The 15450-nt window shown below is 67.9% G+C and carries 3 protein-coding genes; all 3 read right to left on the bottom strand.

Annotated elements, in window-relative coordinates; genetic code table 11:
• The coding region (locus FHY06_RS32525) for a non-ribosomal peptide synthetase (RefSeq protein ID WP_184607466.1) at positions 1-5453 on the bottom strand (5453 nt) is incomplete at its 3' end.
• A gap of 13 nt (positions 5454-5466) precedes the next feature.
• A complete protein-coding gene (locus FHY06_RS32520; protein ID WP_184607465.1) occupies positions 5467-10098 on the bottom strand; it encodes a type I polyketide synthase in 4632 nt (1543 codons plus the stop codon).
• Positions 10098-15401: a non-ribosomal peptide synthetase gene (locus FHY06_RS32515; protein WP_184607464.1), complete on the bottom strand. Its 5304-nt coding sequence runs from the start codon at positions 15399-15401 to the stop codon at positions 10098-10100. Before FHY06_RS32515 ends, FHY06_RS32520 begins: the two co-directional genes overlap by 1 nt.
• Positions 15402-15450: the final 49 nt, after the last annotated feature.

Genomic DNA, 15450 nt, shown 5'->3' with positions numbered 1-15450 from the left:
CACGTCTTCGCCCCCTCGTACGCCAGGAACGCCTGCAGCATCGAGGGCACGAAGTGCAGCGTGTTGACCTGGTGCTCACCGATCAGCTCCACCAACCGCTGCGGGTCCCGGTGGTCTCCGGGGTGGGCCACCACCAGCTTCGCTCCGTACATCAGCGGCCAGAAGAACTCCCACACCGACACGTCGAAGCTGAACGGGGTCTTCTGCAAGACTGTGTCTGCTTCACCCAGCTCGTAGGCCTGCTGCATCCACGCCAGCCGGTTGTGCAGCGAGCGGTGACGGTTCGCGGCACCCTTCGGACGGCCCGTCGAACCTGACGTGTAGATCACGTAGGCCAGGTGTTCGCCGTGAAGCTCGACTTCCGGGTTGCTGTCGGGCTCGCCGGAGAGGTCCAGCGTGTCGAGTTCGAGCACCTTGGCCACTCCAGCGACAGGCACCAGTGCACGCAGGTGGCTCTGCGTCAGCAGCATCCCGATGCCGCTGTCCTCGACCATGTACGCCAGCCGGTCCCCCGGGTACTCCGGGTCCAGCGGCACGTACGCACCTCCGGCCTTCACGATCCCCAGGACCCCCACCACCATCTCCACCGAGCGCTCCACCGCGATGCCCACCAGCACCTCGGGGCCCACGCCCTGGGCCATCAGCCGATGTGCAAGCCGGTTCGCCCTCGCGTTGAGTTCGCCATAGCTCAGGGTCTCTTCGCCGAACACCAGTGCGGGTGCTTCAGGGTGCTGCTTCGCATGGCGCTCGATCAGGCGATGAACAGGCTCTACGTCTTCGTGGCGCTGCGGGTTCTCGCTCCACGCCTTCAGCTGTTCCTGCTCAGACACCCCGAGCATCGCCACATCGCCCATCGACTGTTGCGGCCGCTCGGCCAGCGCCTCCAACACCGCGAGGTAGTGATCCGCCATGCGCTCGATGGTCTGAGGCTCGAACAGTTCTTCGGCATAGCTGAAGCTCGCCCACACACGGCCATCGGCGCTCTCGCTGGTTTCCAACGTCAGTTCGAACTGCGCGGCCTGCGCACGAAGGTCGCATTCGGTCAGCGTGAGCCCCGGCAGATCCTGCAGCGCCTTCAGGTCGCCACGCTGGTGGTTGAACATGACCTGGAACAGCGGGCTGGTGCTCAGGCTGCGTTCTGGCTGCAATGCCTCCACCAGCTGCTCGAACGGCAGGTCCTGGTGGGCCTGCGCGCCCAGCGCGGCCTCCTTCGCGCGCGCCAGCACCTGCGTGAGGCTCTCGCGGCTGTCCAGCACGCTGCGCAACAGCTGCGTGTTGACGAAGAAGCCGATCACGCTTTCGGTCTCGGCGCGGTGACGGTTGGCAACCGGAACGCCCACGCGAATGTCCAGTTCGCCGGTGTAGCGGCTGAGCAGTACCTGGAAGCCTGCGAGCAATCCCATGAAGAGCGTCGCGCCATGGCCTTGCAGGCGCCGGTACAACCGCTGCACGAGGTCGCCCGGCAGTTCGAAGCCATGCCGCACGGCGCTGTAGCGGCCGTCGGCTCTTCTGGCGTGATCGGTGGGCAGTTGCAGTGTCGGCTGCCCGGCGCCGAGGTGTTGCGTCCAGTAAGCCAGCTGGCGCTCACGCTCGCCGGCCTCGAGCCAATCGCGCTGCCATGCGGCGTAGTCGGCGTACTGGATCGGCAGCGACGACAGCGTTGCCTCCTTGCCTTGCACGCGCGCGCCGTACTGCGCCACGAATTCGTCGACGATGACCTGCATCGACCAGCCGTCGGACACGATGTGATGCATCACCACGACGAGCATGTGCTCCTCGGGCGCGAGGCGGATCAAGCCGACCCGCAGCAGCGGGCCTTCGGCCAGGTCGAAGGGAGTGTGGCTCAGGCGCAGGGCTTCTTCCCTGCTGCGCGTTTCACGCTCCTGCGGGGAGTGCAGTGCCACGAGGTCGACCATGGCGATGTCGACCGGCCCGGCTTCGCGGATCAGTTGCCGCGCCAGGCCCTGGGCGTCGGTGCGGAACACGGTACGCAGCGATTCGTGACGCAGCACCAGCGCATCGAAGCTCGCACGCAGGGCCTCCACGTCGAGCCTACCTTTCAGCTTCAACGCGCCGCTGATGTGGTACGCGGTGCTCGACGGATCGAGCTGCCACATGAACCACTGGCGCATCTGTGCATGGGAAAGAGCCAGCGTACCGGCGCGCTGCTCAGCAGTCAGCACGGGGATGGTCGGCGTCACTGAAGACTGGCCGGTGCCGATGGCCTGGGCGATGCGCGAAAGGCTCTGGTGCTCAAACACCTGTCGGGGATTCAGCTGCACGCCGGCCCTGGCTGCTCGTGCCGTCACCTTGAGACTGAGGATGGAGTCGCCGCCGAGTTCGAAGAAGTTGTCGTTGCGGCCCACGCGAGCCACTCCGAGTACTTCGGCCCAGATCGATGCCAGGGTCTGCTCGACCTCCCCCTCGGGCGCCTCGTACGCCCTCTCGCTCGTGAACTCCGGCGCAGGCAGCGCCTTGCGATCCACCTTCCCGTTCGCGTTCAGCGGCAGCGCCTGCAGCTCCACGATCACGCTCGGAACCATGTAGTCCGGCAGCGCCTCGCCCAGCTTCTGCTTGAGCACTGCCGTATCGATGCCTTGGCCCGAGACATAGGCCACCAGCCGGGTCCCGGCCGGGCCCTCGTTCGCCACGACCACCGCCTCCCGCACCTCCTCCTGGGCCTGCAGCCCCGCCTCGATCTCCCCCAGCTCGATGCGGAAGCCCCGCACCTTCACCTGGTGGTCGATCCGACCCAGGTAGTCCAGCTGACCCTCGTTGTTCCACCGCACAAGGTCTCCCGTGCGGTACAGCCTGCTTCCATTGCTGGCGGCAATGAAGCGTTCGGCGGTCAATGCGGCTCGCTTCAGGTACCCCCGCGCCAGATTGATGCCCCCCAGGTACAACTCTCCTGCCACGCCTGCCGGCACCTCGTTCAGGCTCCCGTCCAGCACGTACGCCTGCGTCTGGCTGATCGGACGCCCGATCGGCACCTGGCTGCTGCCGTCGTCCCGGCACGTCCACTGAGTCACGTGGATCGTCGTCTCCGTCGGCCCGTACAGGTTCTGCAGTGTCGCCCCAGTGAGGCGTTGGAGCGCCTCCCTCTGCGTGGCCGCAGGCATGGCCTCTCCCCCGCAGATGATGTGCTTGAGATTCGTGGTCTCCTCTATCCCCTCGTACGCCAGGAACGCCTGCAGCATCGAGGGCACGAAGTTCAGCGTCGTGATCTGGTGCTTGCGGATCAACTCGACCAGCCGCACCGGGTCCCTGTGGTCTCCCGGGTTGGCGATCACCAGCCCCGCTCCCGAGGTCAGCGGCCAGAACATCTCCCACACCGACACGTCGAAGCCGAAGGGGGCCTTGTGCAGCACCGTGTCCGCTCCGGCGAGGGTGTAGAACTCCTGCATCCAGGCCATGCAGCTGAACAGGGCACTGTGGCGAATGGCCGCTCCCTTGGGGCGGCCCGTGGAGCCGGACGTGTAGATCACGTAGGCCAGGTGTTCGCCGTGCAGCTTCACCCGGGGATCTGCATCGGACTCGCAGGACGTATCCAGGGTGTCCAGTTCCAGCACCTGGAGCGCTTCGGCACCCGGGATCAGGCTGCGCAGGTGGCTCTGGGTCAGCAGCAAGGCAATGCCGCTGTCCTGCACCATGTAGGACAGGCGGTCTGCCGGGTACTCGGGGTCCAGGGGCACGTAGGCACCGCCCGCCTTGAGCACCGCCAGGATGCCCACCATCATCTCGACGGAGCGTTCCACGCACAGGCCGACCAGCACATCGGGGCCCACGCCAAGAGAAATCAGTCGATGCGCCAACTGGTTCGCGCGGGCATTGAGTTCGCCGTAGCACAGCGCTTCGTCGCCGAAGACCAGTGCAGGCGCCTGCGGCTTGAGCCGTGCATGCGACTCGATCTGCCGGTGCACCGGTTGCTCGCCCTCGTGGCGCCGATCGTTCTCGCTCCACGCCGCAAGCTGCGCGCGCTCGGCTTCGCTCACCAGCACCACATCCCCCACCGCCTGCTGCGGCCGCTCGACCAACGCCCGCAGCACCGACAGGTAGTGCCCCGCCATCCGCTTCACTGTCTCTCGGTCGAACAGCTCATCCGCGTAGAGAAATGTCGCCTCCACGCTGCCGTCCTCGAGCTCCAGTGTCTGCAGCGTCAGCTCGAACTGCGCGTCCTCTTCCTCGAAGTCCAGTCGCTGCACCGACACGCCCGGCCACTCGGCCAGCGAACGATGGTCGCGCCGGACATGGTTGAACATCACCTGGAACAGCGGGTTTGCGCTGAGGCTGCGTTCGGGCCGCAACGCCCCGACCAGTTGCTCGAACGGCAGGTCCTGGTGCGTCTGCGCACCGATCGCCGTGTCGCGTGTCTGCACGAACAGCTCTGCCAGCGTCATGCGCGCATCGATACGCGCACGCAGCACCTGCGTGTTGACGAAGAACCCCACGACGCCCGCCGTCTCCGCCCGGTTGCGGTTGGCAATGGGCACGCCGACGCGCGCATCGGTCTGCCCCGTGTGCCGGAACAGCAGCGCATTGAAGCCAGCGAGCAACGCCATGAACAGCGTCGCGCCCTGCCCCTGGGCCTGCTGGCGCAGGCGTGCGACGGTATCGGCCGGCAACGCGACCGTGACGCGCGCCGAGCCATAGCGTCCATCGGCGTTGCGCGGCCGGTCGGTGTGCAGGGAGATCACCGGCTGCTCGGTGCCCAGGTGATCGCGCCACCACGCGAGCTGGCGTTCGCCCTCTCCGCCTTCGAGCCACTGGTTCTGCCAGACGGCGTAGTCGGCGTACTGCACAGGCAGCGCGGGCTGGGCCATCGGACGCCCCTGCACACGTGCTGCGTACTGCGCAGCCAGTTCGTCCAGCGTGAGCTGCACGGACCATCCGTCGGACACGATATGGTGCATCACGACCAGCAACCGATGCGCCTGCGCACCGGTCTTCAGCAGCACGGTGCGCATCAGCGGGCCGCGCGTGAGGTCGAAGGGCTCGGTGCGAATGCCGCGCACCTCATGCTCGATGGCGGCCTCGCGGGCCCCGGCCTCCAGCGTGCTCAGGTCGATGCAGGGCAGCGCGACCGGCAGGGTATCCAGAATGACCTGCTCCACTTCGCCATCGCCTTCCTCGCGGAAGACGGTGCGCAGCGACTCGTGTCGGTCGACCAGCGCCTGCACGCTCGCGCGCAGGGCCTCGACATCCAGATTCCCCGAGAGCGCCAGGCCGCCGCTCAGGTGATAGGCCGTGCGGGCCGGGTCCAGCTTCCACAGGAACCACTGGCGGCGCTGGGCGAAGGACAGCGGTGCCCGGTCTTTCTGCGGACGCGGGGGAATGGCGCTTTCGGTTTCGCGCGTGCCGGCCACGTGCGCGCCGCGCAGCCGCTCTTTCAGCCTGGCGCGTTGTTCGGCGCTCAGGCTGGCGCGGCGTGCGGAGATATCCTGGATTTCGGGCATTGCGGTGCTTGTTTCAGACGGTGGCGGCATCGGCCGGGGCTTTGCTCTCGCTGCTTTCGCCGTTCTCGATCTCTTCGATCAGGCGGGTCTCGACCAGCAGGGCCAGGTCGGCGATGGTTGGCGCCTTGAAGAAGGCGGCCGGGTGGAGTTCGATCTCGTAGGCCTTGCGCACGCGCGCCAGGATCTGGATGGCAAGCAGCGAATCGCCCCCCAGTTCGAACAGGTTGTCGTGGATGCCGACGGCGGTGATGCCCAGCATGTCCTGCCAGACCGCCGCGAGCCCGGTTTCGAGGTCGCCATCGGGCGCAACGTAGGATGTGTCGAGTGCAGGGCGCGGATGGTTGCGGCGGCCGGCGCGCCCCGCATGGGCCAGGGGACCGGACTCGATCAGTTCGAGCATGCCGCTGTCGAGTTCGCCGAGGCGCTGCGCCAGGTCGGTCGTGGAGATCACCACCTGCGAGAACGCCGGGCCGTTGACGATGCGCTCCAGCACCAGCGCGCCCTCGGGGCCGTCCATGCCGACGCTTTCGGGCAGCACCATGCCCGCGGCCATGCCGAGGTCGCGCCAGGCGTCCCAGTTGACAGAGAAGACGGCGTGGCGGGCGCTGCGCTGCACCTGTGCCGCCAGTGCATCGAGATACGCGTTGGCAGCGGCGTAGTCGCTCATGCCCAGGCCGCCGGCCATGGCGGAAATCGACGAACAGAAGAGCACGAAATCGAGTGCGTCCTCGCGCACCGCTTCGAGCAGCGCCTGCGTGCCGCGCAACTTGGGGGCGAACACGGCATCGACCATGGCACGGGTGCGCTGGCCGATCATCCCGCTGTTGGCATGGCCCGCGGCATGGATCACGCCGTGGATGGCGCCGAAGCGCGCCCGGGCCTGCGCGGCGGCTGCCTGCATCTGCGCCTCGTCGGCCACATCCGCCGACAGCACGAGCACTTCGCCGCCCAGCGCCTCGAGTTCCAGCAGCTGCAGCAGCTTCCGGCGCAATGCCTCCGGCTGCTCGGGCGATGCGGCCAGCGCTTCCCAGGCGCTGCGCTCCGGCAGCGGGGTGCGCCCGAACAGCACCAGCTTCGCCTGCCACGACTTCGCAAGGTGCCGCGCCACGGAGAGCCCGACGCCGCCGAGGCCGCCGGTGATCAGGTAGACGCCGTGCGTGCGCAGCCGCTGCTGCGGCCCGGCGCCCGGTGCCGGCAGGGCCAGCGGCTCATAAGCCTTCACCCAGCGGTGCGGTCCGCGATATGCCACCAGGGGTTCGTCATGACGCGCCAGCACGTCGGCCGCAAGCTGCTTCACCAGCCATGCCTCCGCGTCGCTGCCGGGCACGGGCAACACCACGTCGGTCACGCGGCAGTCGATGTGCGGATACTCCTGTCCGATCACCTTGGCCAGGCTGAACAGCGTGGCCTTCTCGGGGCACAGGGGCTCCAGCCCGCTGACATCCTCCATCTGGTTGGCGACGACCTGGATCACCAGCTTGCGTTCGCTGCCGCCCGACACGGCGTCCAGCGCCTGCGCGAGAGCCAGCAGGCTGAAGAAACCGCGCTCCAGAATCTGGTCCGACTGCGAAGGTGCCGCGAGTTCGTCGTCAACACCCCACAAGTGATGGATCTTCGAGACCGGTCCCAGCTCGGCCTGCACCTTGCGCAGCACCTGCTCGTGGTCGGCACGCTCGCCCGGACGCACCGCGTAGTGGCGCGGGCTGATCTCCACGAAAGCCGGCCCCTGTTCCACCCAGACCACCGGGTGCGTGTCGGCATCCTGGTGCAGGTGGCGGATGAGGCTGTCCGTGAGGCTGCGTGTCTCGCCGAACACCAGCGTGCATGTGCCGGCCGGCGCAGGGGTCTGCACGGGCAGCAGCGGTTCGGTGCGCTTCCAGGTGGGCACGTAGAACGCGTCGGTCGGCGCGCCTGTCGCACCGGCCTTGGCACCGCCCTCGAAACTGCCAGCTTCGACCCAGTACGACTGGCGCTGGAACGGATAGGTAGGCAGCGGTACCTGCCGACGCGGCTGGCCTGCGCGGCAGGCGGCCCAGTCGATCTCCACGCCGGCGCACCAGAGCGCGCCGGTGACGCTGGCCAGTTGCCGCTCGTTGCGAGCCTGCTGCTGCGGATGTGCCTGGCTGGCCCAGATGCCCGCGGCCGACGCAGCCAGCGGATGCTGGCGCGCGAGCCCGGTCAGCGTTTCGCCAGGGCCCACTTCGAGCACGACTCGGCCGGGCGCCTCGAACAGCACAGCCAGCCCGTCGGCGAAGCGCACGGTACTGCGCAGATGGCTCCCCCAGTAGGCAGGGTCCACAGCCTGTTCAGCAGTGATCGGCTTGCCGGTGACGTTGGAGATGAACGGGATGCGCGGCGCCTGGCGCGGCACCGACGCGACCACCTGCTGCAGTTCCCCCACGATGGACTCGGTCATGGCCGAGTGCGACGCAATGGCGACATGCAGGCGGCGCGGCAGCAGGCCGCGGGCGGACAGCTGCTTCTCGGCCGCCTCGACGGCCTGCAACGGCCCCGCGAGCACGCACAGCTGCTCGCCATTGATCGCCGCGATGTCGCAGCCGGCCTGGAGGAACGGTGCGAGCTCAGCCTCGGTCAGCGCGATGGCCGTCATCGCGCCGGCGGGCATCGACTGCATCAGGCGGCCGCGCGCGGTGACGATGCGCAGCGCGTCTTCCAGGCTGAACACGCCGGCCAGGCAGGCCGCCACGTATTCGCCGAGGCTGTGGCCCAGCATCATCGCGGGCTGCACGCCGCGCGCCATCCAGGCGCGGGCCATCGCGTACTCGACGATGAACAGCACCGGCTGCGTGTATTCGATGCATGACAGCTTGTGATCGGCTGCGGCTTCGGCACCGGCCGCCGGGTACAGCAGCTGGCGCAGGTCCATGCCCATCGCATCGTTCAGCAGAGCGCAGCAGCGGTCGACTTCGCCGCGAAACACCGGGTCGTCGCGGTACAGAGCCGCGCCCATGTTGGCGTGCTGCGTGCCGCCGCCGGGGAAAAGGAAGGCAACCTCGGGCGCGGTGGCTGGCGCGCGCATCACTTGCTCGAACCCGCCCTCGGACGACAGCAGTGTCTGTGCGGCCATGGCATTGCCGTTGGCGACGATGGCCGCGCGCAACGGCTGCGCGCGACGGCCGCTCTGCAGCGTGTGCGCGATGTCTGCAAGCGACTGGTCGCTCGACGCTTCGAGATGGCGGCCCAGTTGCCGGCCGGCCTGCTGCAGGGCGGAAGCGTTCTGGGCCGACAGCGGCAGCACCTGCCAGCTGGACGATCCTTCGACCGGTTTCACAGCCGGTGCCTCTTCGAGCACCACATGCACATTGGTACCGCCGATGCCGAACGAGCTGACCCCCGCCCGTCGCGGCGTGGTGCCCGCGGGCCATGCCTTGGTGGCGGCATTGACGTAGAACGGGCTCGCCGCGAAGTCGATCTGCGGATTGGGCCGTTCGAAATGCAGGCTCGCCGGCAGTGTCCTGTGCTTCAGCGCCATCACCGTCTTGATGAGGCCGGTGACGCCAGCCGCAGCATCGAGGTGGCCTACGTTGGTCTTGACGGAGCCGATGGCGCAGTACCCGGCGCGGCCTGAATCGGCATGGAAGGCCTGCGTCAGCGCGGCCAGTTCGATGGGGTCGCCGAGCACCGTGCCGGTGCCGTGCGTCTCGATGTAGCCCACGGATTCGGCGGGCACGCCGGCGATCAGCTGGGCAGCGCGGATGGCCTCGGCCTGCCCGTTGACGCTGGGCGCGGTGAAGCCGACCTTGTCGGCGCCGTCGTTGTTGGCGGCGGAACCCTTGATGACGGCGTGGATGGTGTCCCCGTCGCGCAGCGCGTCGTCGAGGCGCTTGAGCACCACGATGCCTGCGCCGCTGCCGATCACCGTGCCCGCGGCCTTCTCATCGAAGGCGCGGCAGCGGCCATCGGGCGAAAGAATGGCTCCGGCCTGGTAGAGGTACCCGTTGTCCTGCAGCAGGTTGAGCCACACGCCGCCGGCAAGTGCCATGTCGCAGTCGTAGCCCAGCAGCGACTGGCAGGCTGTGTGCACCGCGGCAAGCGAGGTCGAGCAGGCGGTCTGCACCGTGACGGCCGGGCCACGCAGGTTGAGCTTGTAGGCCACGCGGGTGCACAGCGATCCGCCGGAGTTGCCGCTCATCAGGCCCAGCAGGTCGGCGATGCCTCGCCCGTCACCCAGGCCGAACGCCGGCAGCAGGTGCCGCATGAGGTACAGGTTGGGGCCCTCGCCCGCGTAGACGCCGATCTTGCCCGGCCAGCTGTGCGCGTCGCAGCCGGCGTGCTCCAGCGCGGCCCACGCGCACTCCAGGAAGATGCGCTGTTGCGGATCGAGATACTCGGCCTCGCGCGGCGAGTAACCGAAGAAGCCGGCATCGAACTGGTCGAAGCCCTTGAACTGGACGCCCGCCTTCACATAGGCCGGATCGTCGAGCAGCTCCTGCGAAATGCCTCGGGCGCGCAGCTGCTCATCGGTGAAGCCGGCGACGGACTCCACGCCGTCGCGGACGTTGCGCCAGAACGTGTCGACATCGTCGGCGCCAGGGAAGCGCCCCGCCATGCCGACGATGGCGATCTCGATGCCGGTGGTGGCGGCCGCATCGGCCTGCCCGGCCTGTTCGTTGATGGTGTTCATCAGTTGACTCTTTCCGCGGATTTGCGACGTTGAAGCAAGGCGGCGCGCTGGCGCAGCGCACGGTCGTCGCCGGCCGTGGGCGACGACGCCGCGGGTTCGGCGGCGCCGCGCTCCATCCACTGGGCCAGCGAACCGACCGTGGGGTACTTGAAAAGCTGGACCAGGGCGACGGGAGTGCGCAGCCTGTCTTCGAGCAGGCGGTGCACGCTGACCAGCAGCAGCGAGTGCCCGCCGAGGTCGAAGAAGTTGTCATGGATGCCGACCTTCTCCATCTGCAGCACTTCGGCCCAGATGGCGGCGATGGTTTCGGCGATGGGGCCTTGCGGGGCCTCGTAGGGTTTGTCGCTGGTGATGGCGGGGACGGGCAGCGCCTTGCGGTCCACCTTCCCGTTCGCGTTCAGCGGCAACGCCTCCAACTCCACGATCACGCTCGGAACCATGTAGTCCGGCAGCGCCTCGCCCAGCTTCTGCTTCAGAGCTGCCGTGTCGATCACCTGGCCTGCATTGCCCGAGACGTAGGCCACCAGCCGGGTCCCGGCCGGGCCCTCGTTCGCCACGACCACCGCCTCCCGCACCTCCTCCTGGGCCTGCAACCCCGCCTCGATCTCCCCCAGCTCGATGCGGACCCCCCGCACCTTCACCTGGTGGTCGATCCGGCCCAGGTACTCCAGCTGACCCTCGTTGTTCCACCGCACAAGGTCTCCCGTGCGGTACAGGCGCTGCCCCTTCTCTGTTGCGATGAAGCGCTCGGCGGTCAGTCCCGCCCTCTTGAGGTAGCCCCGCGCCAGATTGATGCCCCCCAGGTACAGCTCTCCCGCCACGCCCACAGGCACCTCGTTCAGGCTCCCGTCCAGCACGTACGCCTGCGTCTGGCTGATCGGACGCCCGATCGGCACCTGGCTGCTGCCGTCGTCCCGGCACGTCCACTGCGTCACGTGGATCGTCGTCTCCGTCGGCCCGTACAGGTTCTGCAGCGTCGCTCCGCTCAGCCTCTGCAGCGCCTCCCTCTGCGTGGCCGCAGGCATGGCCTCTCCCCCGCAGATGATGTGCTTGAGATTCGTGGTCTTCTCTATCCCCTCGTACGCCAGGAACGCCTGCAGCATCGAGGGCACGAAGTTCAGCGTCGTGATCTGGTGTCTCTGGATCAACTCGACCAGCCGCACCGGGTCCCTGTGGTCACCCGGGTTGGCAATCACCAGCCTCGCTCCCGAGGTCAGCGGCCAGAACATCTCCCACACCGACACGTCGAAGCCGAAGGGGGCCTTGTGCAGCACCGTGTCCGCTCCGGCGAGGGTGTAGAACTCCTGCATCCAGGCCATGCAACTGAACAGGGCACTGTGGCGAATGGCCGCTCCCTTGGGGCGGCCCGTGGAGCCGGACGTGTAGATCACGTAGGCCAGGTGTTCGCCGTGCAAGGGAACCTGTGGATCGGTATCGGATTCGGAGGACGTATCCAGTGTGTCCAGTTCCAGTACCTGGAGCACTTCGGCACCCGGAATCAGGCTGCGCAGGTGGCTCTGGGTCAGCAGCAAGGCAATGCCGCTGTCCTGCACCATGTAGGACAGGCGGTCTGCCGGGTACTCGGGGTCCAGGGGTACGTAGGCGCCGCCGGCCTTGAGCACCGCCAGGATGCCCACCATCATCTCGACGGAGCGCTCCACGCAGAGACCGACAAGCACATCGGGACCCACGCCAAGAGAAATCAGTCGATGCGCCAACTGGTTCGCGCGGGCATTGAGTTCGCCGTAGCACAGCGCTTCGTCGCCGAAGACCAAAGCGGGTGCCGAAGGCTTGAGCCTTGCATGAGACTCGATCTGGCGGTGCACCGGTTGGGCATCCTCGTGGCAGCGCGGGTTCTCGCTCCACGCCGCAAGCTGCGCGCGCTCGGCTTCGCTCACCAGCACCACATCCCCCACCGCCTGCTGCGGCTGCTCTACCAACGCCCGCAGCACCGACAGGTAGTGCCCCGCCATCCGCTTCACTGTCTCTCGGTCGAACAGCTCCGAGGCGTAGACCAGGCTCAGCGTCAACCGGTCATCGGGCGTCTCGCGGGCTTCCAGCACGAGCTCGAATTGCGCCTCTCCATCCGGCAGCGCGTGGTGCGCCACCTCGAGCCCCGGCAGCTGTGCCAGCGCCCGGTAGTCTTCGATCAGGTGATTGAACATCACCTGGAACAGCGGGCTCTGGCTCAAGCTTCGCTGCGGCTGCAGCGCCTCGACCAGTTGCTCGAACGGCAGGTCCTGGTGCATCTGTGCGCCCAGCACCGCCTCTTTCGCCTGCGCCACGACATCCGACAGGCGCATGCGGGCGCCGATACGGTTGCGCAGCACGAGTGTGTTGACGAAGAAACCGATGATGTTCGCCGCCTCGACCCCGCGCCGATTCGCCACCGGCGCGCCGACGCGAATGTCCTCCTGCCCACTGTAGCGATGCAGCAGCGCCTGGAAACCGGCCAGAAGCACCATGAACAGCGTGGCCCCCTCGGCTGCTGCCGAGCGGCGCAAGCCAGCCAGCAAATCTCCAGGCACTTCGACGCCATGGCGTGCCGCGCGATAGCCGATGCGGGCCGTGCGCGGATGGTCTGTCGGCAGCGCCAGCACCGGATGCTCTTCGCCGAGCTGCGAGCGCCACCAGTCCAGCTGCCGCCCGGCCTCGCCTTCGGCCAGCCAGTCGCGCTGCCACGCCGCATGATCGACATACTGGATGCGCGCCGCAGCGCGGCGCGAAGGCGCATCGCCCTTGAGCCTTTCGGCGTAGCCGGCAGCCAGTTCATCGAGCAGCACCTGCATCGAAGCGCTGTCGGAAATGATGTGATGCATCACCACCACCAGCAGGTGCGAAGTGTCGGACAGGCGGATCAACGCAACGCGCAGCAAAGGCCCCTGCGTCAGATCGAATGGCGTGGCATGCAGGCGCTGCACCTCATCTGCCGCGCGCGCTTCGCGCTCGGCAGCGGTTGCGAGGTGGCGCAGGTCGATCAGGTTCAGGAGCGGCGCCCACGACGGGCTGATCAGCTGTTCGGCCGTTCCGTCTGCTCCTGCCAGGAACACCGTGCGCAGCGACTCGTGGCGCGCGGCGATGTCCTCGAATGCCGCGTGCATGGCGGCGGCATCCAGTACGCCCGACAGGCGAAGGGCGCCGCTCATGTGGTAGGCCGTGCTCTGCGGCGCGAGCTTCCACAGGAACCACTGGCGCTCCTGTGCGTGCGACAGCGGCAAGGGCTGCAGCCGGCGCTCGGCGGACAATGGCTCGACGCCTGCGGTGCCGTGCACCGGACTGTCCTTGCGATTTCGCACGACGGCGGCGCAGGCGGCCAGCCGGGGATGCTCGAAGAGGTCGCGCAACTCGAACCCGATGCCCCACTGCCGAGCAATATGCGCGCAGGCTTGAACCGCTGCGAGCGAATTGCCGCCCGAGGTGAAGAAATGCGCGTCGTGCGCGAGCTCACGATCCTCGGGCCACCTGAGCACGTCCTTCCAGATGGCCGAGACCGCCAGCGCCACTTCATCGAGCACCGGCGCCTCCGGCTGGGTGAAGAGCCCATTCCCGCCGTGCGTGAAGACACCGCGTTCGTGGATCGCATAAGCATCGAGGTTGCGCGCCGCAAGCCCCGCACGGCACGCCTGGCGTTGCAGCTTGCCGCTCGACGTCTTGGGCAGCGCGCCCGGATTGAGCAACACCACGGCGGCAGGCGCCTCGCCGAACACCTCGCTGACGGCGGCACCCAACGCATCGACCAGCACGTTCGGCGGCACGAGCTTCTGCATGCTGCGCGAAACTTCCGCAGCCACCCCGATGCCTTCGCCATCGGACCCCGACACCGCGAAGGCGGCGACGCGCCCCTTGCGCACTGCATCGATCTCGGCCTCGACCGTGCGCTCGATGTCCTGCGGGTAGATGTTGTGCCCGCGCACGATGATCAGGTCCTTGATGCGACCCGTGACGTAGAGCTGCCCGTCGTGCATGAAGCCGAGGTCGCCCGTGCGCAGCCAGCGTCGCCCCTCGTGCATGGCGAAGGTCTCGCGGGTCTCGCGCTCCTTGCCCCAGTAGCCGGCACATATGCTCGGGCCGCCGGCCCAGATTTCTCCGACGCGGCCCGCCTCGAGCGCAGCGAGCGAATCGGGATCGGTGATGCGCACCTCATGCCGGTCCGGCGCGGCACCGCAGCCGACCAGCATCGTGCCTTGGGCGCTCTCCGCGCCCTCACCTCTTGCCAGTGCATCGGCGGAGAAAGTGCGCGCGACCAGTCCGGCACCGCGCCGGCCGCCGGTGACGAACAGCGTCGCCTCCGCGAGTCCGTAGCAGGCATACACGGCATCGGGGTCGAAACCAGCAGGCGCGAATCGCTCGATGAATTCGGTTTCGGTGTCGGCACGCACGGGCTCGGCGCCCGTGTAGGCGACACGCCATGTCGAGAGATCCAGCCCCGCCAGGCGCGAACCTCTCACGCGGTCGAGACAGAGGCGGTAGGCGAAGTCGGGGCCACCGCTCAGGGTGGCGCGATGGCGCGAGATCAGCTCGAGCCAGCGAACAGGGCTTTCGAGAAAGTAGCGCGGCGAGGTCAGCACCAGCGGAATGCCGCTGTAGAGGGGCTGCATGAGGCCGCCGATCAAACCCATGTCGTGATAGAGCGGCGCCCAAGACACGAACTTGTCGTCCGGGCCGATGCCCATTCCGTCGCGGATGGCGCGCTCGTTGGCGATGAGGTTGCCGTGGGTCACGATCACACCCTTGGGGGCAGAGGTCGAGCCCGAGGTGTATTGCAGGAACGCGGCATCGTCCGCCGCGGGCGAGAACGGCATCCAAGCATCGGCAAGGGCAAGATCCACCTCATCGACGGCGACCATATCGGCCTGTGCGAACGCGTCGGGCGCGCCGGTCATCGCGGCGCGCATCGCCGCCGAGGTGAGTACGCAGCGCGCCTGCGAATCCTCCGCTATGCCCGTCAGCCGGGCGAGGTGCTGCGGCCGCATCGATTCGGGCGGAAACACCGGCACCGCGATCACGCCTGCATAGAAGCACGCCAGCATGCTCACCGCATAGTGGTCGTCGTTGTCCAGCATGACCAGGGCACGCTCGCCCTTGGCGAACTGCCGCTGCAAGCAGGCCGCGAGCGCACGAACGCGCGCCTCGAAGACAGCGTAGGTGATCGGCTTCTCGAAGTAGGCACCGTCCGCTTCGCCCGCTACCGTGAGCCAGACATCGTCCGGCCGGCCTTGCGCCAATGCCCGCAGGTGTTCCACGAAATTCGCGGACATCGGGTGATGCCCCAGATCCAGCGTCGTTGCCGCCGTGCGTGCCATCTCGCTCACTCCAGAAAATTAGAAAGGGCGCCGCCGGCGCCGGCCCGGC

The organism is Variovorax atrisoli (genome assembly GCF_014195185.1).
Lineage (GTDB): Bacteria > Pseudomonadota > Gammaproteobacteria > Burkholderiales > Burkholderiaceae_C > Variovorax > Variovorax atrisoli.
This window is presented reverse-complemented; position numbering and strand designations above follow the sequence as displayed.